Annotated in this window: 14 protein-coding genes and 2 pseudogenes; 11 read left to right on the forward strand and 5 right to left on the reverse strand. The window is 51.7% G+C overall.

The annotated features are described in order from the left end of the window. Positions 1–195 precede the first annotated feature (195 nt). Together glpT and glpQ are read left to right on the forward strand one after the other, a co-directional pair. Entirely contained in the window at positions 196–1,554 is a 1,359-nt protein-coding gene (gene glpT, locus ACU8XX_RS07865; protein ID WP_000948732.1) for a glycerol-3-phosphate transporter, read from the forward strand. 4 nt (positions 1,555–1,558) lie between these two features. Next, positions 1,559–2,635: a glycerophosphodiester phosphodiesterase gene (gene glpQ, locus ACU8XX_RS07870; protein WP_001638145.1), complete on the forward strand. Its 1,077-nt coding sequence runs from the start codon at positions 1,559–1,561 to the stop codon at positions 2,633–2,635. Positions 2,636–2,676: 41 nt separating this feature from the next. Here glpQ and ACU8XX_RS07875 read toward each other — a convergent pair. Continuing rightward, positions 2,677–2,919: pseudogene (locus ACU8XX_RS07875) on the reverse strand (LysR substrate-binding domain-containing protein); the annotation flags it as partial. Here ACU8XX_RS07875 and ACU8XX_RS07880 point away from each other — a divergent pair. Further along, positions 2,914–3,018: pseudogene (locus ACU8XX_RS07880) on the forward strand (hypothetical protein); the annotation flags it as partial. The pseudogenes ACU8XX_RS07875 and ACU8XX_RS07880 sit on opposite strands and share 6 nt — an antisense overlap. 79 nt (positions 3,019–3,097) lie before the next feature. Beyond that, a complete protein-coding gene (inaA, locus tag ACU8XX_RS07885) occupies positions 3,098–3,748 on the forward strand; it encodes a lipopolysaccharide kinase InaA (protein WP_000301049.1) in 651 nt (216 codons plus the stop codon). 53 nt (positions 3,749–3,801) lie between these two features. On the opposite strand, the gene yfaE is transcribed toward inaA, so the two are convergent. The 3 genes from yfaE to nrdA form a co-directional block, all read right to left on the reverse strand. After that, positions 3,802–4,056 carry a ferredoxin-like diferric-tyrosyl radical cofactor maintenance protein YfaE gene (gene yfaE / locus ACU8XX_RS07890; RefSeq protein ID WP_000135039.1) on the reverse strand — a complete coding sequence of 85 codons (255 nt, stop codon included), beginning with the start codon at positions 4,054–4,056 and terminating at the stop codon, positions 3,802–3,804. After that, positions 4,056–5,186: a class Ia ribonucleoside-diphosphate reductase subunit beta gene (nrdB, locus tag ACU8XX_RS07895; RefSeq protein WP_000332037.1), complete on the reverse strand. Its 1,131-nt coding sequence runs from the start codon at positions 5,184–5,186 to the stop codon at positions 4,056–4,058. Before nrdB ends, yfaE begins: the two co-directional genes overlap by 1 nt. Positions 5,187–5,427: 241 nt before the next feature. After that, complete coding sequence (nrdA, locus tag ACU8XX_RS07900) at positions 5,428–7,713, reverse strand: class 1a ribonucleoside-diphosphate reductase subunit alpha (protein WP_001075164.1); 2,286 nt, start codon at positions 7,711–7,713, stop codon at positions 5,428–5,430. Between the two features lie 127 nt (positions 7,714–7,840). Between nrdA and ypaB the strand changes: the two genes are divergently transcribed. Further along, entirely contained in the window at positions 7,841–7,984 is a 144-nt protein-coding gene (ypaB, locus tag ACU8XX_RS07905; RefSeq protein ID WP_001753443.1) for a protein YpaB, read from the forward strand. A gap of 424 nt (positions 7,985–8,408) precedes the next feature. Continuing rightward, a complete protein-coding gene (gene yfaL, locus ACU8XX_RS07910) occupies positions 8,409–12,161 on the forward strand; it encodes an AIDA-I family autotransporter adhesin YfaL/EhaC (RefSeq protein WP_240765441.1) in 3,753 nt (1,250 codons plus the stop codon). A gap of 127 nt (positions 12,162–12,288) precedes the next feature. Here the strand turns inward: yfaL and ubiG are convergent, their stop codons facing one another. Beyond that, positions 12,289–13,011 (reverse strand): bifunctional 2-polyprenyl-6-hydroxyphenol methylase/3-demethylubiquinol 3-O-methyltransferase UbiG, encoded by a 723-nt coding sequence (gene ubiG / locus ACU8XX_RS07915; RefSeq protein WP_000990753.1) that lies wholly within the window; start codon positions 13,009–13,011, stop codon positions 12,289–12,291. Between the two features lie 146 nt (positions 13,012–13,157). Here ubiG and gyrA point away from each other — a divergent pair, with 146 nt between their 5' ends. From gyrA to ACU8XX_RS07940, 5 genes are all read left to right on the forward strand, one after another. Further along, positions 13,158–15,785, forward strand: a complete 2,628-nt coding sequence (gene gyrA / locus ACU8XX_RS07920) for a DNA topoisomerase (ATP-hydrolyzing) subunit A (protein ID WP_001281254.1) — start codon at positions 13,158–13,160, stop codon at positions 15,783–15,785. 148 nt (positions 15,786–15,933) lie between these two features. Next, positions 15,934–17,622 (forward strand): DUF2138 domain-containing protein, encoded by a 1,689-nt coding sequence (locus ACU8XX_RS07925; RefSeq protein WP_021575256.1) that lies wholly within the window; start codon positions 15,934–15,936, stop codon positions 17,620–17,622. After that, positions 17,619–18,242, forward strand: coding sequence for a DUF1175 domain-containing protein (locus ACU8XX_RS07930; RefSeq protein ID WP_001295211.1), 624 nt, complete (start codon positions 17,619–17,621; stop codon positions 18,240–18,242). The genes ACU8XX_RS07925 and ACU8XX_RS07930 overlap by 4 nt, the downstream gene beginning before the upstream one ends. Before the next feature lie 23 nt (positions 18,243–18,265). Beyond that, positions 18,266–22,780, forward strand: coding sequence for an alpha-2-macroglobulin family protein (locus ACU8XX_RS07935; RefSeq protein ID WP_199270879.1), 4,515 nt, complete (start codon positions 18,266–18,268; stop codon positions 22,778–22,780). Continuing rightward, positions 22,781–24,430 (forward strand): YfaQ family protein, encoded by a 1,650-nt coding sequence (locus ACU8XX_RS07940; RefSeq protein ID WP_001104537.1) that lies wholly within the window; start codon positions 22,781–22,783, stop codon positions 24,428–24,430. It begins immediately after the preceding gene. The last annotated feature ends 4 nt before the right edge of the window (positions 24,431–24,434 follow it).

Raw genomic sequence — 24,434 nt, forward strand, 5'->3', positions numbered from 1 at the left:
TCATAATTCGAAAGTGAAACGTGATTTCATGCGTCATTTTGAACATTTTGTAAATCTTATTTAATAATGTGTGCGGCAATTCACATTTAATTTATGAATGTTTTCTTAACATCGCGGCAACTCAAGAAACGGCAGGTTCTCTCACTGAATCAGGCTGTTAATCATAAATAAGACCACGGGCCACGGAGGCTATCAATGTTGAGTATTTTTAAACCAGCGCCACACAAAGCGCGCTTACCTGCCGCGGAGATCGATCCGACTTATCGTCGATTGCGCTGGCAAATTTTCCTGGGGATATTCTTTGGCTATGCGGCTTACTATTTGGTTCGTAAGAACTTTGCGCTTGCTATGCCTTATCTGGTTGAGCAGGGATTCTCACGCGGTGATTTAGGTTTTGCCCTTTCGGGGATCTCGATTGCTTATGGATTTTCGAAATTCATCATGGGTTCGGTATCGGATCGCTCGAATCCGCGCGTTTTCCTGCCCGCAGGTTTGATTCTGGCGGCGGCAGTGATGTTGTTTATGGGCTTTGTGCCATGGGCGACGTCGAGCATTGCGGTGATGTTTGTACTGTTGTTCCTCTGCGGTTGGTTCCAGGGGATGGGGTGGCCGCCGTGTGGTCGTACTATGGTGCACTGGTGGTCGCAGAAAGAACGTGGCGGCATTGTGTCAGTGTGGAACTGTGCGCACAACGTCGGTGGTGGTATTCCGCCGCTGCTGTTCCTGCTGGGGATGGCCTGGTTCAATGACTGGCATGCGGCGCTCTATATGCCTGCTTTCTGCGCCATTCTGGTGGCATTATTCGCCTTTGCGATGATGCGCGATACCCCGCAATCCTGTGGCTTGCCGCCGATCGAAGAGTACAAAAATGATTATCCGGACGACTATAACGAAAAAGCGGAACAGGAGCTGACGGCGAAGCAAATCTTCATGCAGTACGTACTGCCGAACAAACTGCTGTGGTATATCGCCATCGCCAACGTGTTCGTTTATCTGCTGCGTTACGGCATCCTCGACTGGTCACCGACTTATCTGAAAGAGGTTAAGCATTTCGCGCTGGATAAATCCTCCTGGGCCTACTTCCTTTATGAATATGCAGGTATTCCGGGCACTCTGCTGTGCGGCTGGATGTCGGATAAAGTCTTCCGTGGCAACCGTGGGGCAACCGGCGTTTTCTTTATGACACTGGTGACCATCGCGACTATCGTTTACTGGATGAACCCGGCAGGTAACCCAACCGTCGATATGATTTGTATGATTGTTATCGGCTTCCTGATCTACGGTCCTGTGATGCTGATCGGTCTGCATGCGCTGGAACTGGCACCGAAAAAAGCGGCAGGTACGGCAGCGGGCTTTACCGGGCTGTTTGGTTACCTGGGCGGTTCGGTGGCGGCGAGCGCGATTGTTGGCTACACCGTGGACTTCTTCGGCTGGGATGGCGGCTTTATGGTAATGATTGGCGGCAGCATTCTGGCGGTTATCTTGTTGATTGTTGTGATGATTGGCGAAAAACGTCGCCATGAACAATTACTGCAAAAACGCAACGGAGGCTAATGGCATGAAATTGACGCTGAAAAACCTTAGCATGGCGATCATGATGAGCACTATAGTCATGGGAAGCAGTGCAATGGCGGCGGACAGCAACGAAAAAATAGTCATCGCCCATCGCGGTGCCAGTGGATATTTGCCGGAGCATACGCTGCCAGCAAAAGCGATGGCGTATGCGCAGGGAGCGGATTATCTGGAACAGGATTTGGTGATGACCAAAGACGACAATCTGGTTGTTCTGCATGACCATTACCTCGATCGTGTTACTGATGTTGCCGATCGTTTCCCGGATCGGGCGCGCAAAGACGGTCGTTACTACGCGATAGATTTCACGCTGGATGAAATTAAGTCGTTGAAATTTACCGAAGGTTTCGATATTGAAAACGGTAAAAAAGTGCAGACTTATCCGGGGCGTTTCCCAATGGGTAAGTCCGACTTCCGGGTGCACACCTTTGAAGAAGAGATTGAATTTGTTCAGGGGTTAAATCACTCTACCGGGAAAAATATCGGTATTTATCCAGAAATCAAAGCGCCGTGGTTCCATCATCAGGAAGGGAAGGATATTGCGGCAAAAACGCTGGAAGTGCTGAAGAAATATGGTTACACCGGTAAGGACGATAAAGTTTATTTGCAATGTTTTGATGCTGATGAGCTGAAGCGTATTAAGAATGAGCTGGAACCCAAAATGGGCATGGAGCTCAATTTGGTACAGCTGATTGCCTATACCGACTGGAATGAAACGCAGCAGAAACAGCCGGACGGAAGCTGGGTTAATTACAACTACGACTGGATGTTTAAGCCGGGTGCCATGAAACAGGTGGCGGAATATGCAGATGGTATTGGTCCGGATTACCATATGTTGATTGAGGAGACATCGCAGCCGGGTAATATCAAACTCACTGGCATGGTGCAAGATGCTCAGCAGAACAAGCTGGTAGTGCATCCTTATACCGTGCGGTCAGATAAACTGCCTGAATACACAACTGATGTGAATCAGTTATATGATGCTCTGTATAACAAAGCGGGTGTAAATGGGTTGTTTACTGATTTCCCTGATAAGGCAGTAAAATTTCTTAATAAAGAGTAATGTTACTGCAGGATGGCGTTCATGCGCCATCCTGTCTCATATCAAATTTTTCCAATCGCCACTAATTGTTCCATGCACATTTGTAGTAAAAACAGTGGACTGCCTTCTACCGGCTTTTCTTTAGCCAGCAACGAAATCTGTCGATAGAAAGTTGGTTCGAGAGGAACGGAACACAATTCACCTGCAATGCGTTTCAGCGTTAACTCTGGTTGTAAGGCGATGCCTAATCCCTGTCGAATAAAATTCATCGCTGTATCCGCCTGATTAAATTCACATTTTATCTGCTGGGCGCACTATTAGTGGTAGTGGCTGGTGGAATCTATGCGCTGCAAATGAAGGGTAAAAGCGGTGTCAAGCTAGTAGTGGCAAAAGAAATTCATTAATACGACACGTTTCATTAAGATTTTCCTCAGGTAACCACCTATAGTCATTGTCGTTAATAAAAACGACAGGCGATAGGGTATGGCAGTTTCAGCAAAGTACGACGAATTTAATCACTGGTGGGCAACAGAGGGCGACTGGGTTGAAGAGCCTAACTATCGCCGTAATGGTATGAGCGGGGTGCAATGCGTCGAGCGCAACGGCAAAAAGCTGTATGTAAAGCGCATGACGCATCATCTGTTTCATTCCGTACGTTATCCGTTCGGCCGACCGACGATTGTCCGTGAGGTTGCGGTAATTAAAGAACTGGAGCGGGCCGGTGTCATCGTGCCGAAGATCGTTTTTGGTGAAGCGGTGAAAATTGAGGGTGAATGGCGTGCGTTGCTGGTGACTGAAGATATGGCGGGGTTCATCAGCATTGCTGACTGGTATGCCCAGCATGCAGTATCGCCTTATTCTGACGAAGTACGGCAAGCCATGTTGAAAGCAGTGGCGCTGGCGTTTAAGAAAATGCATAGCATTAATCGTCAGCATGGCTGTTGTTATGTTCGCCATATCTATGTGAAAACAGAAGGTAAGGCAGAAGCTGGTTTTCTTGACCTGGAGAAAAGTCGTCGCCGCTTGCGTCGCGATAAAGCGATTAATCATGACTTCCGCCAGCTGGAAAAATATCTGGAGCCAATCCCCAAAGCGGACTGGGAGCAGGTGAAAGCGTATTACTACGCCATGTAATCGTTGTAGGCCAGATAAGACGCATAAGCGTCGTATCTGGCGCTAGTACCCGATCACAACTCGATTTCAATATCGCCTTTTGCCCGGCAACAACAGGGCAAAATTTCCCCCGGCTGAATAAAGGCTAACGGTTCGGCAATCCAGTCAACCTGACCTGCAACCAGGCGTGTGCGACAGGAGCCGCAGTAACCTTCGCGACACTGGTACTCAACCGCCACATTGTGGGATTCCAGCGCTGCCAGAAGAGAAGGGTGTTCATCCTGGCACAGCAGTTGTGTGCCAGTGATGCGCAGGGTAACGCGGGCCATCAGAGCTGGAAGTTACTCAAATCGTCGGTGTCCACTTCCGAGTCAATCTGCCCGACCAGATAAGAACTGACTTCCACTTCCTGCGGAGCAACCTGCACGTTATCAGACACCAGCCAAGTGTTGATCCACGGGATCGGGTTGGAGCGCGTCTGGAACGGCAGATCCAAACCGACTGCCTGCATACGGATATTGGTGATGTATTCAACGTACTGGCAGAGAATGTCTTTATTCAGACCAATCATCGAACCGTCGCGGAACAGATAATCCGCCCAGTCTTTCTCCTGTTGAGCTGCCTGAACAAACAGGTCATAGCACTCCTGCTTACACTCTTCGGCAATTTCCGCCATCTCAGGATCGTCCGCGCCGCTGCGCAGCAGATTCAGCATATGCTGGGTGCCGGTCAGGTGCAGGGCTTCGTCGCGGGCAATCAGGCGAATAATTTTGGCGTTGCCTTCCATCAATTCGCGTTCTGCAAATGCGAAGGAACAAGCAAAGCTGACGTAGAAACGAATCGCTTCCAGCGCGTTAACGCTCATCAGGCAGAGATACAGTTTTTTCTTCAGCTCGCGCAGACTAACGGTCACAGTTTTACCGTTAACGGTGTGGGTACCTTCGCCCAGCAGATGCCAGTAGCTGGTCATTTCGATCAGCTCATCGTAATAGCTGGAGATCCCTTCCGCACGTTTCTGGATCTGCTCGTTGGTGACGATATCGTCAAACACAACAGACGGATCGTTAACGATATTACGAATGATATGAGTATAGGAACGGGAATGAATCGTTTCTGAAAACGCCCAGGTTTCGACCCAAGTCTCCAGTTCCGGGATCGAGATCAGCGGCAGCAGTGCCACGTTCGGGCTACGGCCCTGAATGGAATCCAGCAGTGTCTGATATTTCAGGTTGCTGATAAAGATGTGTTTTTCGTGTTCAGGCAGTGCCTGGTAATCGATACGGTCGCGAGAAACGTCAACTTCTTCCGGACGCCAGAAGAAAGAGAGCTGCTTTTCGATCAGCTTTTCGAAGATGTCATATTTTTGCTGATCGTAGCGAGCCACGTTGACCGGCTGACCAAAGAACATCGGTTCTTTGAGCTGATCATTTTTCGTCTGTGAAAAGGTGGTATATGCCATGAGTGTGTCCTGTTGGGAGTTTAATGCCGGATAAGGCATTTTACGCCGCATCCTGTGCCTGATGCGACGCTGGCGCGTCTTATCAGGCCTACAAATCCGAGCCGTAGAGCCGTAGGCCGGATAAGGCGTTCACGCTGCATCCGGCACCCGGAGCCTGATGCGACGCTGGCGCGTCTTATCAGGCCTACAAACCGAGCCGTAGGCCGGATAAGGCGTTTACGCCGCATCCGGCATCTCAATATCAGATCTTACATGCGCCGCTTTCGCAGCCATCGTCCTGGATTGACGGCACCAGATCGTCTTGTGCGTCTTCAGCGCCGTCACGGGTGTTCTGATAATACAGTGTTTTGACCCCGAATTTGTAGGCGGTGAGCAGGTCTTTCAGCAACTGCTGCATCGGCACTTTTCCTGACGGGAAGCGTGACGGATCGTAGTTGGTGTTGGCAGAGATCGACTGATCGATAAATTTCTGCATGATACCCACCAGTTGCAGATAACCATCGTTACCCGGCATTTCCCACAGCAGCTCATAGGCGTCGTGCAGGTGCTCGTAGTCCGGCACCACCTGGCGCAAAATACCGTCTTTCGACGCTTTGATGCTGACGTAACCGCGCGGCGGTTCAATACCGTTAGTGGCGTTAGAGATCTGCGAAGAAGTCTCGGACGGCATCAGAGCAGAAAGCGTGGAGTTACGCAGACCGTGCGTTTTGATTGACTCACGCAGAGCTTCCCAGTCGTAATGCAGCGGCTCATTAGCGATGGTATCCAGATCTTTCTTATAGGTATCGATCGGCAGGATCCCTTTCGCGTAAGTGGTTTCGTTAAACCACGGGCACGCGCCTTGCTCTTTCGCCAGCTCATTAGAGGCTTTCAGCAGGTAATACTGAATGGCTTCGAAGGTTTTATGCGTCAGGTTGTTGGCGCTGCCGTCGGAGTAGCGTTTACCGTGCTTCGCCAGGTAGTAAGCGAAGTTGATCACACCAATACCCAGCGTACGACGACCCATCGCTCCACGTTTGGCGGCCGGGATCGGGTAATCCTGATAATCCAGCAGCGCGTCAAGTGCACGAACCGCCAGAATTGCCAGCTCTTCCAGTTCATCCAGGTTATTAATTGCGCCCAGGTTGAAAGCAGACAGCGTACACAGCGCGATTTCACCGTTCTCGTCGTTGACGTCGTTCAGCGGTTTGGTCGGCAGGGCTATCTCCAGGCACAGGTTAGACTGACGCACTGGCGCGATGGCCGGATCAAACGGGCTATGGGTATTGCAGTGGTCAACGTTCTGAATATAGATACGACCGGTAGACGCACGTTCCTGCATCATCAGCGAGAACAGCTCAACGGCTTTCACACGCTGCTTGCGGATGCTGTCGTCTTTCTCATATTTGGTATACAGACGTTCAAACTCTTCCTGATCGGCGAAGAACGCGTCGTACAGCCCCGGTACGTCGGACGGGCTGAACAGGGTGATATCTTCACCTTTCAGCAGACGGGTATACATCAGTTTGTTGATTTGTACCCCGTAGTCCATATGACGCACGCGGTTGCCTTCCACACCACGGTTGTTTTTCAACACCAGCAGGCTTTCCACTTCCAGATGCCACATCGGGTAGAATAGCGTTGCCGCACCGCCGCGCACACCGCCCTGAGAGCAGGATTTCACCGCTGTCTGGAAATGTTTGTAGAACGGAATGCAGCCGGTATGGAACGCTTCACCACCGCGAATCGGGCTACCCAGCGCACGAATACGCCCGGCGTTGATGCCGATCCCGGCACGCTGGGAAACGTATTTAACAATCGCGCTGGAGGTGGCGTTGATGGAATCCAGGCTGTCACCGCACTCGATCAGTACGCAGGAGCTGAACTGACGAGTCGGGGTACGCACGCCGGACATGATTGGCGTCGGCAGCGAAATTTTAAATGTGGAAACCGCGTCGTAAAAACGCTTCACATATTGCAGGCGCGTTTCACGCGGGTAGTTCGAGAACAAGCACGCGGCAACCAGAATATAAAGGAACTGGGCGCTCTCATAGATTTCGCCGGTCACGCGGTTCTGTACCAGATATTTGCCTTCCAGCTGCTTAACGGCAGCATAAGAGAAGGTCATATCACGGTCGTGATCGATAAAGGTGTCCATCTGCTTGAACTCTTCTTCCGTGTAGTCTTCCAGCAGATGATTATCGTATTTGCCCATCTCGACCATTTTCACCACGTGGTCGTACAGCGCAGGCGGCTCAAACTGGCCGTAGGCTTTTTTACGCAGGTGGAAGATCGCCAGGCGCGCGGCGAGATACTGATAATCCGGCGCATCACGGGAGATCAGGTCTGCGGCAGCCTTGATAATGGTTTCGTGGATGTCAGAGGTCTTGATACCGTCATAAAACTGAATGTGGGAGCGCAGCTCGACCTGGGAAATCGAAACGTTATGCAGTCCTTCTGCCGCCCAATCCAGAACGCGATGGATTTTGTCGAGATTGATGCGCTCTGTGCTACCGTCGCGCTTTGTCACCAGCAGATTCTGATTCATGTATGTCGTACCTGTTTTTGGAATTCTTTCCGCAATAGTTTCATGCAGACTACCTGTAGTACGGGAAGCTGCTTAGAACACTATATATAGGGGGTATGTTTGGGATTCACTGCAAGATAGTGTGAAAATGACCCTCTTGCAAGTGCATAACTTTGTGGATAACTCAGGAAGGAAAAAGTGGCTTTCGCGCACCTTAGGTCAGACAAGGTGTCCGGGAAAGTCAATGGGAAGAGAAAAATTTGTTAAAAATAACTGTTCGGCGATTTCTTGAACGGCATAATAGGTTAGATAAATTGATATAGATGGTTTATTAATCTTTTTGCTAATGATTGCAAAAATTGATCTAAGCACGAGTCATCACATAATCTGATGTATCAGTTGTGGTCAATATATAAGCGAATGTAAGAGATTGTTGATGGCGAAATGGTTGTTTTCTATTCGGTTATTGTTAAATGCTAAGCCATTTTGTTAATTTACCTTATATTATAAGAAAATTATTCATGACTTTAATTTAGTTTAAATATAACTGATATCCCTGAAGGTTATTAACTTGAATTATGACGCACTGATATTATTCATCAAATAATAACAAAATAGCCATTGCACCGGGTTGAACAATTTACAAAAGAAAGATATTCCATATCGTATAATGCGATTAAATACGCCGTCTTATAGAAAATGATGGTTAGATTAATATGCGGATTATCTTTCTACGCAAGGAGTATTTATCTTTACTCCCGTCAATGATTGCATCTCTTTTCTCTGCTAACGGTGTCGCGGCGGTCACTGATTCATGCCAGGGATATGATGTCAAAGCGAGTTGTCAGGCCAGCAGGCAAAGCCTTTCAGGCATTACGCAGGACTGGAGTATCGCTGATGGGCAATGGCTGGTTTTTTCGGATATGACCAATAACGCCAGCGGTGGGGCCGTATTTTTGCAACAAGGAGCGGAATTTTCACTATTACCAGAAAATGAAACTGGAATGACTCTGTTTGCCAATAACACCGTTACAGGAGAATATAATAACGGCGGGGCCATATTTGCTAAAGAAAACTCAACGCTGAATCTTACTGATGTTATTTTTTCCGGTAACGTCGCAGGCGGCTATGGTGGCGCAATCTATTCTTCTGGTACTAACGATACTGGTGCCGTCGATTTACGTGTCACTAACGCCATGTTTCGCAATAACATCGCTAATGATGGCAAAGGTGGCGCAATTTATATCATTAATAATGACGTTTATTTAAGTGATGTTATTTTTGATAACAACCAGGCATATACATCAACAAGTTACAGTGATGGCGATGGCGGGGCAATCGATGTTACCGATAATAATAGCGACAGCAAGCATCCTTCAGGTTATACGATAGTAAATAACACTGCCTTTACAAATAACACTGCCGAAGGTTATGGCGGGGCGATATATACCAATAGCGTGACGGCTCCCTATCTTATTGATATTTCTGTTGATGACAGCTACAGCCAGAACGGAGGCGTGTTAGTCGATGAGAACAATAGCGCAGCAGGCTATGGAGATGGTCCTTCCTCTGCGGCGGGTGGCTTTATGTATCTCGGCTTAAGTGAAGTTACCTTTGATATTGCCGACGGAAAAACGCTGGTTATTGGCAATACAGAGAATGACGGAGCTGTTGACTCTATTGCTGGTACCGGGTTAATCACCAAAACAGGTTCCGGCGATCTGGTACTTAATGCAGATAACAATGACTTTACTGGTGAGATGCAGATTGAAAACGGTGAAGTTACCCTGGGCCGCAGCAACTCCCTGATGAATGTCGGCGATACGCATTGCCAGGACGATCCGCAAGACTGCTACGGTCTGACGATAGGGAGTATTGATCAGTATCAGAATCAGGCTGAGCTAAACGTTGGCTCGACCCAACAAACTTTTGTGCACGCATTGACGGGCTTTCAGAATGGCACTTTAAATATCGATGCTGGTGGCAACGTTACTGTTAATCAGGGCAGTTTTGCTGGCATCATCGAAGGTGCTGGTCAGCTCACCATTGCGCAAAACGGCAGCTACGTGCTGGCAGGGGCGCAGTCGATGGCGCTAACCGGCGATATAGTCGTTGATGATGGTGCGGTGCTTTCGCTGGAAGGCGACGCGGCAGATCTTACCGCTCTCCAGGACGATCCGCAGTCGATCGTGTTAAACGGCGGTGTGCTCGATCTCTCTGATTTCTCCACCTGGCAGAGCGGCACATCATACAACGATGGCCTTGAAGTCAGTGGCAGCAGCGGAACGGTTATCGGCAGTCAGGATGTGGTAGATCTTGCAGGTGGCGACAATTTGCATATCGGCGGCGACGGGAAAGATGGCGTCTACGTGGTGGTCGATGCGAGCGACGGGCAGGTAAGTCTGGCAAACAATAATAGTTATTTGGGCACAACACAAATCGCCTCCGGTACGCTGATGGTGAGCGACAACTCGCAGCTTGGAGATACCCACTATAACCGCCAGGTTATCTTTACCGATAAGCAACAAGAAAGCGTGATGGAGATTACCTCCGACGTTGACACGCGTTCAGATGCGGCAGGCCACGGACGTGATATTGAAATGCGCGCCGACGGTGAAGTGGCAGTTGATGCGGGGGTAGACACGCAGTGGGGCGCACTGATGGCTGACAGCAGCGGGCAGCATCAGGATGAGGGTAGCACATTGACTAAAACGGGGGCTGGTACACTGGAGCTGACCGCCAGCGGTACAACGCAGTCGGCGGTACGTGTCGAAGAAGGCACCCTGAAAGGTGATGTTGCTGATATCCTTCCTTATGCTTCGTCACTGTGGGTTGGTGATGGGGCAACGTTCGTTACTGGCGCGGATCAGGATATTCAGTCAATTGATGCTATTTCCAGCGGCACTATCGACATCAGCGATGGTACGGTTTTGCGCCTGACCGGGCAGGATACTTCCGTCGCCCTTAATGCCTCACTATTTAACGGCGATGGGACGCTGGTGAATGCCACCGATGGTGTGACGTTGACAGGTGAGCTTAATACCAACCTTGAAACTGACAGCCTGACTTATCTTTCCAACGTGACGGTTAATGGCAATCTGACCAATACGTCCGGTGCGGTTAGCCTGCAAAATGGCGTCGCTGGCGATACGCTGACGGTAAACGGTGATTATACCGGCGGCGGTACGCTACTGCTCGATAGCGAATTAAACGGCGATGACTCGGTAAGCGATCAATTGGTGATGAACGGTAATACTGCTGGCAACACAACTGTGGTGGTTAACTCCATTACAGGGATTGGTGAGCCGACATCGACAGGCATTAAAGTGGTTGATTTCGCAGCTGATCCCACGCAGTTTCAAAACAATGCGCAGTTCAGTCTGGCAGGCAGCGGCTACGTCAATATGGGAGCGTATGACTACACGCTGGTGGAAGATAACAACGACTGGTATCTGCGATCGCAAGAAGTAACGCCGCCATCGCCACCTGATCCAGACCCGACTCCCGATCCTGATCCCACGCCGGATCCTGATCCAACACCCGACCCGGAACCTACGCCTGCTTACCAGCCGGTGTTGAATGCCAAAGTTGGCGGTTATCTCAATAACCTGCGGGCGGCAAATCAGGCGTTTATGATGGAGCGACGCGATCACGCAGGTGGCGATGGTCAGACGCTGAATTTACGTGTTATCGGCGGAGATTATCATTACACAGCAGCGGGGCAACTGGCTCAACATGAAGACACTTCTACGGTGCAACTTAGCGGCGATCTGTTTAGCGGGCGCTGGGGCACGGATGGCGAGTGGATGCTTGGGATTGTTGGTGGCTACAGCGATAACCAAGGCGACAGCCGCTCGAATATGACCGGAACTTGCGCCGATAACCAGAACCACGGTTATGCCGTTGGGCTGACATCAAGCTGGTTTCAGCACGGTAATCAGAAGCAAGGGGCCTGGCTGGATAGCTGGCTGCAATACGCGTGGTTTAGCAATGATGTTTCCGAACAAGAAGATGGCACAGATCATTACCACTCGTCGGGGATTATCGCCTCGCTGGAGGCGGGGTATCAGTGGTTACCGGGGCGTGGTGTGGTGATTGAACCGCAGGCGCAGGTGATTTATCAGGGCGTGCAGCAGGATGATTTTACCGCCGCTAACCGTGCGCGCGTGTCACAATCGCAGGGTGATGATATTCAGACGCGGCTGGGTTTACACAGCGAATGGCGTACCGCTGTTCATGTCATACCAACATTAGATCTGAATTATTATCACGATCCCCATTCGACGGAAATTGAAGAGGATGGCAGCACTATCAGTGACGATGCGGTGAAGCAACGGGGTGAAATAAAAGTGGGAGTCACGGGCAATATCAGTCAGCGAGTGTCCCTGCGCGGCAGCGTGGCGTGGCAGAAAGGGAGTGATGATTTTGCCCAGACGGCAGGGTTTTTGTCGATGACGGTGAAATGGTAATCACTGTCTAGTCGGCACGGTTGCCGGATGCGGCGTAAACGCCTTATCCGGCCTACGGGGAGCATTTGTAGGCCTGATAAGACGCGGCAAGCGTCGCATCAGGCATTGGCGCGGCCAAACATCAACCTCACTTATTCTGCGTGTGCAGCATATAGTTCACATCCACGCCGGGGCCGAGTTTAAAAGTATTAGTGATCGGGTTGTAATGCAGCCCAGTGATATGCCGCTCTTTTAAACTGGTCTGATCCACCCAGCCCAGCAATTCTGCCGGTTTAATAAACTTCTTCACATCATGCGTGCCTTTGGGCACCATGCGCAAAATATATTCCGCACCAACCACCGCCATCAGCCATGACTTGCCGTTGCGGTTAAGTGTCGAGAAAAAGACATCGCCGCCTGGTTTCACCAGTTGCGCACAGGCTCTGACCACTGACTGCGGATCGGGGACGTGCTCCAGCATCTCCATGCAGGTCACCACATCATACTGCCCGGCATGTTTTGCCGCGTGCTCTTCCACGGTTTCCTGCACATAATCCACCTGAATGCCGCTTTCCAGCGCGTGCAGTTTTGCCACCTGCAATGGCTCAAAGCCCATATCCAGACCGGTCACCGTCGCGCCTTCGCGCGCCATACTCTCGGCCAGAATGCCGCCGCCACAACCGACATCGAGCACCTTTTTGCCAAATAAACCGCCAGCACGCTCGGCAATATAGCCCAGACGCAGCGGGTTAATGCGGTGCAACGGTTTGAACTCACCTTCAAGATCCCACCAGCGGGAGGCGACGGCTTCAAATTTAGCGATCTCTTCGTGGTCTACGTTATGGTTTTCCGGCGATTTTTCGGCATTCATTGGCACTTCTACTCCGTAATTGGCAAGACAAACGAGTATATCAGGCATTGGATGTGAATAAAGCGTATAGGTTTACCTCAAACTGCGCGGCTGTGTTATAATTTGCGACCTTTGAATCCGGGATACAGTAGAGGGATAGCGGTTAGATGAGCGACCTTGCGAGAGAAATTACACCGGTCAACATTGAGGAAGAGCTGAAGAGCTCCTATCTGGATTATGCGATGTCGGTCATTGTTGGCCGTGCGCTGCCAGATGTCCGAGATGGCCTGAAGCCGGTACACCGTCGCGTACTTTACGCCATGAACGTACTAGGCAATGACTGGAACAAAGCCTATAAAAAATCTGCCCGTGTCGTTGGTGACGTAATCGGTAAATACCATCCCCATGGTGACTCGGCGGTTTATGACACGATCGTCCGTATGGCGCAGCCATTCTCGCTGCGTTACATGCTGGTAGACGGTCAGGGTAACTTCGGTTCCATCGACGGCGACTCTGCGGCGGCAATGCGTTATACGGAAATCCGTCTGGCGAAAATTGCCCATGAACTGATGGCCGATCTCGAAAAAGAGACGGTCGATTTCGTTGATAACTATGACGGCACGGAAAAAATTCCCGACGTCATGCCAACCAAAATTCCTAACCTGCTGGTGAACGGTTCTTCCGGTATCGCCGTAGGTATGGCAACCAACATCCCGCCGCACAACCTGACGGAAGTCATCAACGGTTGTCTGGCGTATATCGATGATGAAGACATCAGCATTGAAGGGCTGATGGAACACATCCCGGGGCCGGACTTCCCGACGGCGGCAATCATTAACGGTCGTCGCGGTATTGAAGAAGCTTACCGTACCGGTCGCGGCAAGGTGTATATCCGCGCTCGCGCAGAAGTGGAAGTTGACGCCAAAACCGGTCGTGAAACCATTATCGTCCACGAAATTCCGTATCAGGTAAACAAAGCGCGCCTGATCGAGAAGATTGCGGAACTGGTAAAAGAAAAACGCGTGGAAGGCATCAGCGCGCTGCGTGACGAGTCTGACAAAGACGGTATGCGCATCGTGATTGAAGTGAAACGCGATGCGGTCGGTGAAGTTGTGCTCAACAACCTCTACTCCCAGACCCAGTTGCAGGTTTCTTTCGGTATCAACATGGTGGCATTGCACCATGGTCAGCCGAAGATCATGAACCTGAAAGACATCATCGCGGCGTTTGTTCGTCACCGCCGTGAAGTGGTGACCCGTCGTACTATTTTCGAACTGCGTAAAGCTCGCGATCGTGCTCATATCCTTGAAGCATTAGCCGTGGCGCTGGCGAACATCGACCCGATCATCGAACTGATCCGTCATGCGCCGACGCCTGCAGAAGCGAAAACTGCGCTGGTTGCTAATCCGTGGCAGCTGGGCAACGTTGCCGCGATGCTCGAACGTGCTGGCGACGATGCTGCGCGTCCGGAATGGCTGGAGCCAGAGTTCGGCGTGCGTGATGGTCTGTACTACCTGACCGAACAGCAAGCTCAGGCGATTCTGGATCTGCGTTTGCAGAAACTGACCGGCCTTGAGCACGAAAAACTGCTCGACGAATACAAAGAGCTGCTGGATCAGATCGCGGAACTGTTGCGTATTCTTGGTAGCGCCGATCGTTTGATGGAAGTGATCCGCGAAGAGCTGGAGCTGGTTCGTGAACAGTTCGGTGACAAACGTCGTACTGAAATCACTGCCAACAGCGCAGACATCAACCTGGAAGATCTGATCACTCAGGAAGATGTGGTCGTGACGCTCTCTCACCAGGGTTACGTTAAGTATCAGCCGCTTTCTGAATACGAAGCGCAGCGTCGTGGCGGGAAAGGTAAATCTGCTGCACGTATTAAAGAAGAAGACTTTATCGACCGACTGCTGGTGGCGAATACCCACGACCATATCCTGTGCTTCTCCAGCCGTGGTCGCGTCTATTCGATGAAAGTTTACCAGTTGCCGGAAGCCACTCGTGGCGCGCGCGGTCGTCCGATCGTCAACCTGCTGCCGCTGGAGCAGGACGAACGTATCACCGCGATCCTGCCGGTGACCGAGTTTGAAGAAGGCGTGAAAGTCTTCATGGCGACCGCTAACGGTACTGTGAAGAAAACCGTCCTCACCGAATTCAACCGTCTGCGTACTGCCGGTAAAGTGGCGATCAAACTGGTTGAAGGCGATGAGCTGATCGGCGTTGACCTGACCAGCGGCGAAGACGAAGTAATGCTGTTCTCCGCCGAAGGTAAAGTGGTGCGCTTTAAAGAGTCTTCCGTCCGTGCGATGGGCTGCAACACCACCGGTGTGCGCGGTATCCGTTTAGGCGAAGGCGATAAAGTCGTTTCTCTGATCGTACCGCGTGGCGAAGGGGCAATCCTCACCGCAACGCAAAACGGTTACGGTAAACGTACCGCAGTGGCGGAATACCCAACCAAGTCGCGTGCGACGAAAGGGGTTATCTCCATCAAGGTTACCGAACGTAACGGTTTAGTGGTTGGCGCGGTGCAGGTAGATGACTGCGACCAGATCATGATGATCACCGATGCTGGTACGCTGGTGCGTACTCGCGTTTCGGAAATCAGCATCGTGGGCCGTAACACTCAGGGCGTGATCCTCATCCGTACTGCGGAAGATGAAAACGTAGTGGGTCTGCAACGCGTTGCTGAACCGGTTGACGAGGAAGATCTGGACACCATCGATGGCAGTGCCGCGGAAGGAGACGATGAAATCGCTCCGGAAGTGGACGTTGACGACGAGCCAGAAGAAGAATAATTTTACTTCTTCATGCCAAAAGGGAGCTATCTCCCTTGTTTGAATTGAAAAGTCCAGGCTGCAAAGTCTGGGCTTTTGTCGTATTAGGGCACGGTAAAGTTTGGCTGTGCCCGTAAAAAATGGCTGGCTATACACAAGGAATGTGGCAATGAGTGGTGAAAAAAAGGCGAAAGGCTGGCGGTTCTATGGTCTTGTAGGTTTTGGCGCAATAGCACTGCTTTCCGCTGGCGTCTGGGCGTTGCAATATGCTGGCAGTGGGCCAGAAAAAACGTTGTCGCCGCTGGTGGTGCACAACAATCTGCAAATCGATCTCAATGAGCCGGACCTCTTTCTCGACAGCGACTCTCTGAGCCAGCTTCCCAAAGATCTCCTCACCATTCCGTTTCTCCACGATGTTCTGAGCGAAGATTTCGTTTTCTATTATCAGAATCATGCCGATCGTCTGGGCATTGAAGGCAGCATTCGTCGTATTGTCTATGAACACGATCTCACGCTGAAAGATAAGCTCTTTTCGTCACTCTTAGATCAGCCCGCGCAGGCAGCGCTGTGGCACGATAAACAAGGCCATCTTTCACATTATATGGTGCTGATCCAGCGCAGTGGTTTAAGCAAACTGCTGGAGCCATTGTTGTTTGCCGCTACCAGCGACAGCCAGTTAAGCAAAACGGAAATCAGTAGCATCAAGATAAATAGTGAAACTGTTCCTGTTTATCAGTTGCGCTATAACGGCAATAACGCCCTGATGTTCGCGACTTATCAGGACAAGATGCTGGTGTTTTCCAGCACGGATATGTTGTTTAAAGATGATCAGCAGGATACCGAAGCCACGGCGATCGCAGGTGATTTGTTGAGCGGCAAAAAACGCTGGCAAGCAAGCTTTGGCCTGGAAGAGCGTACTGCCGAAAAAACGCCAGTACGCCAGCGCATCGTAGTCAGCGCCAGGTGGCTGGGGTTTGGCTACCAGCGGTTAATGCCTTCTTTTGCTGGCGTACACTTCGAAATGGGTAACGACGGCTGGCACAGTTTTGTGGCGTTAAATGATGAATCCGCCAGCGTAGATGCCAGTTTCGATTTTACGCCGGTATGGAACAGTATGCCTGCCGGAGCCAGCTTCTGTGTGGCGGTGCCGTATTCACACGGTATTGCCGAAGAGATGCTTTCGCACATCAGCCAGGAAAACGACAAGCTGAATGGGGCGTTAGACGGTGCCGCGGGGCTGTGCTGGTATGAAGACTCAAAATTGCAAACCCCGCTGTTTGTCGGTCAGTTTGATGGCACTGCCGAACAGGCGCAATTGCCAGGGAAACTGTTTACGCAAAATATTGGTGCGCACGAAAGCAAAGCGCCAGAAGGTGTTTTGCCGGTAAGCCAGACTCAGCAGGGCGAAGCGCAAATCTGGCGTCGCGAAGTGAGTTCCCGATACGGCCAGTATCCGAAAGCGCAGGCGGCGCAACCCGATCAATTAATGTCGGATTATTTTTTCCGTGTGTCGCTGGCGATGCAAAACAAAACGCTGCTTTTCTCCCTCGATGACACGCTGGTTAATAACGCGCTGCAAACACTGAATAAAACCCGCCCGGCAATGGTGGATGTAATACCCACTGATGGCATCGTTCCGCTCTATATCAATCCACAAGGAATAGCGAAACTGCTGCGTAACGAAACGTTGACCAGTCTGCCGAAGAATCTCGAACCGGTTTTTTATAACGCCGCACAAACTTTATTAATGCCGAAGCTGGACGCTTTATCTCAACAACCGCGTTATGTCATGAAGCTGGCCCAGATGGAACCCGGTGCCGCCTGGCAGTGGCTACCCATAACCTGGCAGCCGCTATGAGGCACGGGCTGCTGGCGCTGATTTGCTGGCTGTGTTGTGTTGTTGCCCATAGCGAAATGCTGAATGTCGAACAATCCGGGCTGTTTCGCGCCTGGTTTGTACGCATTGCACAAGAACAGCTCCGCCAGGGGCCAAGTCCACGCTGGTATCAGCAGGATTGTGCGGGCCTGGTGCGATTTGCGGCGAACGAGACGCTGAAAGTTCACGACAGTAAATGGCTAAAAAGTAACGGTTTATCTAGCCAGTATTTGCCGCCAGAGATGACGCTAACACCTGAACAGCGTCAACTGGCGCAAAACTGGAATCAGGGGAACGGGAAAACCGGCCCCTATGTGACCGCGATTAATTTGATTCAGTACAACAGCCAGTTTATTGGCCAGGACATAAACCAGGCGCTGCCTGGCGATATGATTTTTTTCGATCAGGGCGATGCCCAGCACTTAATGGTCTGGATGGGGCGTTACGTCATCTACCACACCGGAAGCGCCACGAAAACTGACAACGGAATGCGCGCAGTCAGTCTGCAACAACTTATGACATGGAAGGACACCCGATGGATACCCAACGATTCCAATCCCAATTTCATTGGCATTTATCGTTTAAATTTTCTGGCGCGATAGCAGCGTGCTTGTCCCTGTCTCTTGTGGGAACAGGGCTTGCTAATGCTGATGATTCGCTTCCTTCCAGCAACTATGCGCCGCCTGCCGGGAGAACATTCTTTTTGCTTGCTGACAGCAGTTTTAGCAGCAGTGAAGAGGCGAAAGTGCGACTGGAAGCGCCGGGGCGTGATTATCGGCGCTATCAGATGGAAGAGTACGGCGGCGTGGACGTTCGCCTGTATCGTATTCCTGACCCGATGGCATTTTTGCGCCAGCAGAAAAAACTGCATCGCATTGTGGTGCAACCGCAATATCTGGGCGACGGGTTGAACAATACGCTAACCTGGCTGTGGGATAACTGGTACGGCAAATCTCGCCGCGTGATGCAGCGTACTTTCTCTTCTCAGTCACGGCAGAATGTGACTCAGGCGTTACCCGAATTACAGCTCGGCAATGCCATTATTAAACCTTCCCGTTATGTACAGAACAACCAGTTTTCCCCGCTGAAAAAATATCCCCTGGTGGAACAGTTCCGTTATCCACTATGGCAGGCTAAACCGTTCGAGCCGCAGCAAGGGGTAAAACTGGAAGGCGCATCCAGCAATTTCATCTCGCCGCAGCCGGGTAACATTTATATTCCTCTCGGCCAACAAGAGCCGGGACTGTACCTCGTCGAGGCGATGGTTGGTGGGTATCGGGCGACGACGGTGGTGTTTGTTTCCGATACCGTGGCGCTTAGCAAAGTGTCAGGCAAAGAGCTTCTGGTGTGGACCGCGGGTAAAAAACAGGGTGAAGCGAAGCCCGGCTCAGAGATCTTGTGGACTGACGGTCTTGGCGTGATGACCCGCGGTGTGACCGATGACAGCGGTACCTTGCAGTTACAACATATATCGCCAGAACGTTCATACATTCTGGGTAAGGATGCTGAAGGCGGCGTTTTTGTCTCCGAGAACTTCTTCTACGAAAGCGAAATCTACAACACCCGCTTGTATATTTTTACCGATCGCCCGCTATATCGCGCAGGCGATCGTGTCGATGTTAAAGTGATGGGCCGCGAGTTCCACGATCCGTTGCATTCATCCCCCATCGTCAGCGCCCCGGCGAAGCTTTCGGTGCTGGACGCTAACGGCAGTCTGTTGCAAACCGTCGATGTCACGCTGGATGCGCGCAATGGCGGGCAGGGAAGTTTCCGCCTGCCAGAAAATGCCGTAGCCGGAGGTGATGAGTTACGTCTTGCTTACCGCAATCAGGTCTATAGCAGCAGTTTTCGCGTGGCAAACTACATCAAGCCACATTTCGAGATTGGTTTAGCTCTCGCCAAAAAAGAGTTCAAAACTGGCGAAGCGGTCAGCGGCAAACTGCAACTTCTCTACCCGGATGGCGAGCCGGTAAAAAATGCCCGCGTGCAGTTAAGTTTGCGCGCTCAGCAATTATCAATGGTCGGTAACGATTTGCGTTATGCCGGACGTTTCCCCGTGTCGCTGGAAGGCAGCGAAACGGTGTCCGACGCCAGCGGTCATGTGGCGTTAAATCTCCCCGCCGCCGATAAACCGAGCCGCTATTTGTTAACCGTCTCCGCCAGTGACGGCGCGGCGTATCGCGTCACCACCACCAAAGAGATCCTCATTGAACGCGGTCTGGCGCATTACTCATTAAGTACTGCCGCACAATACAGTAATAGCGGCGAGTCGGTTGTGTTCCGTTATGCCGCGCTGGAATCTTCAAAACAGGTTCCTGTTACGTATGAATGGTTGCGTCTCGAAGACCGCACGAGCCATAGCGGAGAGCTACCGTCAGGCGGCAAATCCTTTACCGTCAATTTCGCTAAACCTGGCAACTACAATCTGACATTACGCGATAAAGACGGCTTAATTCTCGCTGGGTTAAGTCATGCCGTCAGCGGTAAGGGCAGCACGGCGCATACTGGTACGGTAGATATCGTGGCGGATAAAACGCTGTACCAGCCAGGCGAAACCGCGAAGATGCTGATTACCTTTCCGGAGCCAATTGATGAAGCATTATTGACGCTGGAACGCGATCGCGTGGAACAGCAGTCGCTGCTTTCGCATCCGGCAAACTGGCTAACGCTACAACGTTTAAACGATACCCAGTATGAAGCCCGGGTTCCAGTGAGCAATTCCTTTGCGCCTAACATCACTTTTTCGGTGCTGTATACCCGTAACGGTCAGTACAGTTTTCAGAACGCCGGGATCAAAGTTGCCGTTCCCCAGCTGGATATCCGGGTGAAAACGGACAAAACCCATTACCAGCCTGGTGAACTGGTCAATGTCGAATTAACCTCGTCGCTGAAAGGTAAACCTGTTTCTGCGCAGCTAACGGTAGGCGTGGTCGATGAAATGATCTACGCGCTGCAACCAGAAATCGCGCCGAATATCGGCAAATTTTTCTATCCGCTGGGGCGTAACAATGTGCGTACCAGCTCCAGTCTGTCGTTTATCAGCTACGACCAGGCGCTCTCCAGCGAGCCGGTTGCGCCTGGCGCAACTAACCGCAGCGAGCGGCGAGTAAAAATGCTTGAACGTCCACGGCGTGAAGAGGTGGATACCGCGGCATGGATGCCGTCACTCACAACCGATAAACAAGGCAAAGCGTATTTCACGTTCCTGATGCCTGATTCGTTAACCCGCTGGCGTATCACCGCGCGTGGGATGAACGGCGACGGGCTGGTCGGGCAGGGGCGTGCTTATCTGCGTTCGGAAAAAAATCTCTACATGAAGTGGAGTATGCCAACGGTGTATCGCGTGGGCGACAAACCGGCGGCAGGACTGTTTATCTTCAGTCAGCAGGATAACGAACCGGTGGCGCTGGTGACTAAATTTGCAGGCGCTGAGATGCGCCAGACGCTGACGCTGCACAAAGGGGCGAATTATATTTCGCTGACGCAGAATATTCAGCAATCTGGCTTGTTAAGTGCAGAACTGCAACAAAATGGGCAAGTGCAGGACAGCATTAGCACAAAACTGTCTTTTGTGGATAACAGCTGGCCCGTTGAACAGCAGAAAAATGTCATGCTCGGTGGTGGCGATAACGCGCTGATGTTGCCCGAGCAGGCGAGCAATATCCGGCTACAAAGTAGTGAAACGCCGCAGGAGATTTTCCGCAACAATCTTGATGCGTTAGTCGATGAACCGTGGGGTGGCGTAATCAACACCGGTAGCCGTCTGATCCCGCTCAGTCTCGCCTGGCGTTCGCTTGCCGATCATCAAAGTGCCGCCGCTAACGACATTCGTCAGATGATTCAGGATAACCGTCTGCGGCTGATGCAACTGGCGGGGCCCGGAGCGCGCTTTACCTGGTGGGGTGAAGATGGCAATGGTGACGCCTTCCTTACGGCATGGGCATGGTACGCCGACTGGCAGGCCAGCCAGGCGATCGGCGTAACGCAACAACCGGAATACTGGCAGCATATGCTCGACAGCTACGCGGAGCAGGCAGATAACATGCCGTTATTGCATCGGGCGCTGGTGCTGGCATGGGCGCAGGAGATGAATTTGCCGTGCAAAACGTTGTTGAAAGGGTTGGATGAAGCTATCGCCCGGCGCGGAACTAAAACTGAAGATTTCTCTGAGGAAGACACCCGCGATATCAATGATAGCCTGATCCTCGATACACCGGAGTCTCCACTGGCAGATGCGGTGGCAAACGTCTTAACCATGACGTTGCTGAAAAAAGCGCAGTTGAAGTCCACGGTGATGCCACAGGTTCAGCAATATGCGTGGGATAAAGCGGCAAACAGCAATCAGCCGCTGGCGCACACGGTTGTGCTGCTTAATAGCGGTGGCGACGCTACCCAGGCGGCCGCTATTTTAAGTGGTTTGACCGCTGAGCAATCCACTATTGAACGCGCGCTGGCCATGAACTGGCTGGCGAAATATATGGCGACAATGCCTCCGGTTGTGTTGCCTGCGCCTGCGGGCGCATGGGCCAAACATAAGTTAACTGGAGGGGGCGAATACTGGCGTTGGGTTGGTCAGGGTGTGCCGGACATTCTCTCTTTTGGTGACGAATTATCGCCGCAAAATGTGCAGGTCCGCTGGCGTGAACTGGCAAAAACGGCTCAACAAAGTAACATTCCGGTAACCGTTGAACGCCAGTTGTATCGGCTTATCCCTGGTGAAGAAGAGATGAGCTTTACTCTGCAACCGGTGACCAGCAATGAGATTGACAGCGATGCGCTGTATCTCGATGAAATCACGCTTACCAGCGAGCAGGATGCAGTTCTGCGCTACGGTCAGGTGGAAGTACCGCTCCCACCGGGAGCCGACGTTGAGCGCACAACATGGGGCATTTCGGTCAATAAACCCAACGCCGCGAAACAACAGGGGCAATTGCTGGAAAAAGCACGTAATGAAATGGGCGAACTGGCCTATATGGTGCCGGTGAAAGAACTGACGGGAACGGTCACTTTCCGCCATTTGCTGCGTTTCTCGCAAAAAGGGCAATTCGTTCTGCCTCCTGCTCGTTATGTGCGTTCCTATGCACCTGCGCAGCAAAGTGTTGCGGCAGGGAGTGAATGGACCGGGATGCAGGTGAAATAAGTGAACTGGCGCAGAATCGTCTGGCTATTGGCGTTGGTTACTCTGCCAACGCTTGCGGAGGAGACGCCGTTACAACTGGTGCTGCGCGGTGCGCAGCACGATCAACTGTATCAGCTGTCGTCATCAGGCGTGACCAAAGTCTCAGCATTACCTGACTCGCTCACCACGCCGTTAGGGAGTTTGTGGAAACTGTATGTTTACGCCTGGCTGGAGGATACCCATCAACCGGAGCAGCCCTACCAGTGTCGCGGAAACTCCCCGGAAGAGGTTTATTGTTGTCAGGCTGGGGAGAGCATAACGCGCGATACCGCGCTGGTACGTTCCTGTGGGCTCTATTTTGCGCCGCAGCGGTTGCATATTGGCGCAGATGTGTGGGGGCAATACTGGCAACAGCGTCAGGCACCTGCGTGGTTAGCGTCTCTTACAACGCTGAAGCCAGAAACCTCGGTAACGGTTAAATCGCTGCTCGATTCATTAGCGACGTTACCTGCGCAAAACAAAGCTCAGGAAGTCTTACTGGATGTGGTGCTGGACGAGGCGAAAATCGGTGTCGCATCCATGCTCGGTAGTCGGGTACGGGTGAAAACCTGGAGCTGGTTTGCCGATGATAAACAGGAAATCCGCCAGGGTGGTTTTGCTGGCTGGTTAACCGATGGTACACCGCTGTGGGTTACTGGCAGTGGCACCAGCAAAACGGTACTAACCCGTTATGCGACGGTGCTTAATCGGGTTTTGCCAGTGCCGACGCAGGTTGCCAGTGGGCAATGTGTAGAGGTGGAGCTGTTTGCCCGCTATCCGCTGAAGAAAATCACAGCGGAAAAGAGTACGACGGCAGTAAAACCCGGCGTACTTAATGGGCGCTATCGTGTGACGTTTACTAATGGTAACCACATTACGTTTGTCAGCCACGGTGAGACGACCTTACTGAGCGAAAAGGGCAAACTGAAATTGCAGTCACATCTCGATCGTGAAGAGTACGTTGCCAGAGTTCTGGATCGCGAGGCGAAAAGTACGCCCCCTGAGGCAGCGAAAGCCATGACCGTGGCGATTCGCACTTTTTTACAGCAAAACGCCAATCGGGAAGGCGATTGCCTGACCATCCCTGACAGCAGCGCCACGCAGCGTGTTTCGGCTTCGCCAGCTACGACGGGGGCGCGAACGATGGCCGCCTGGACGCAGGATCTCATCTATGCGGGCGATCCGGTTCATTATCATGGCAGTCGCGCTACCGAAGGGACGCTTTCCTGGCGGCAAGCCACGGCCCAGGCGGGGCAGGGAGAGCGTTACGACCAGATACTCGCGTTTGCTTATCCCGACAACAGCCTTAGCCGCTGGGGAGCGCCACGCTCAACCTGCCAGTTATTACCCAAAGCGAAAGCCTGGCTGGCGAAAAAAATGCCGCAGTGGCGGCGTATATTACAAGCTGAGACGGGGTACAACGAACCAGACGTGTTTGCGGTTTGCCGTTTAGTCTCAGGTTTCCCCTATACCGATCGGCAGCAGAAACGGCTGTTTATTCGTAACTTCTTTACGCTTCAGGATCGGCTGGATTTAACCCATGAGTATCTGCACCTGGCCTTTGATGGTTATCCCACCGGGCTTGATGAGAACTATATCGAAACGCTGACCCGACAATTATTAATGGACTAATGCT

This window comes from Escherichia sp. MAL-1 (assembly GCF_052948035.1).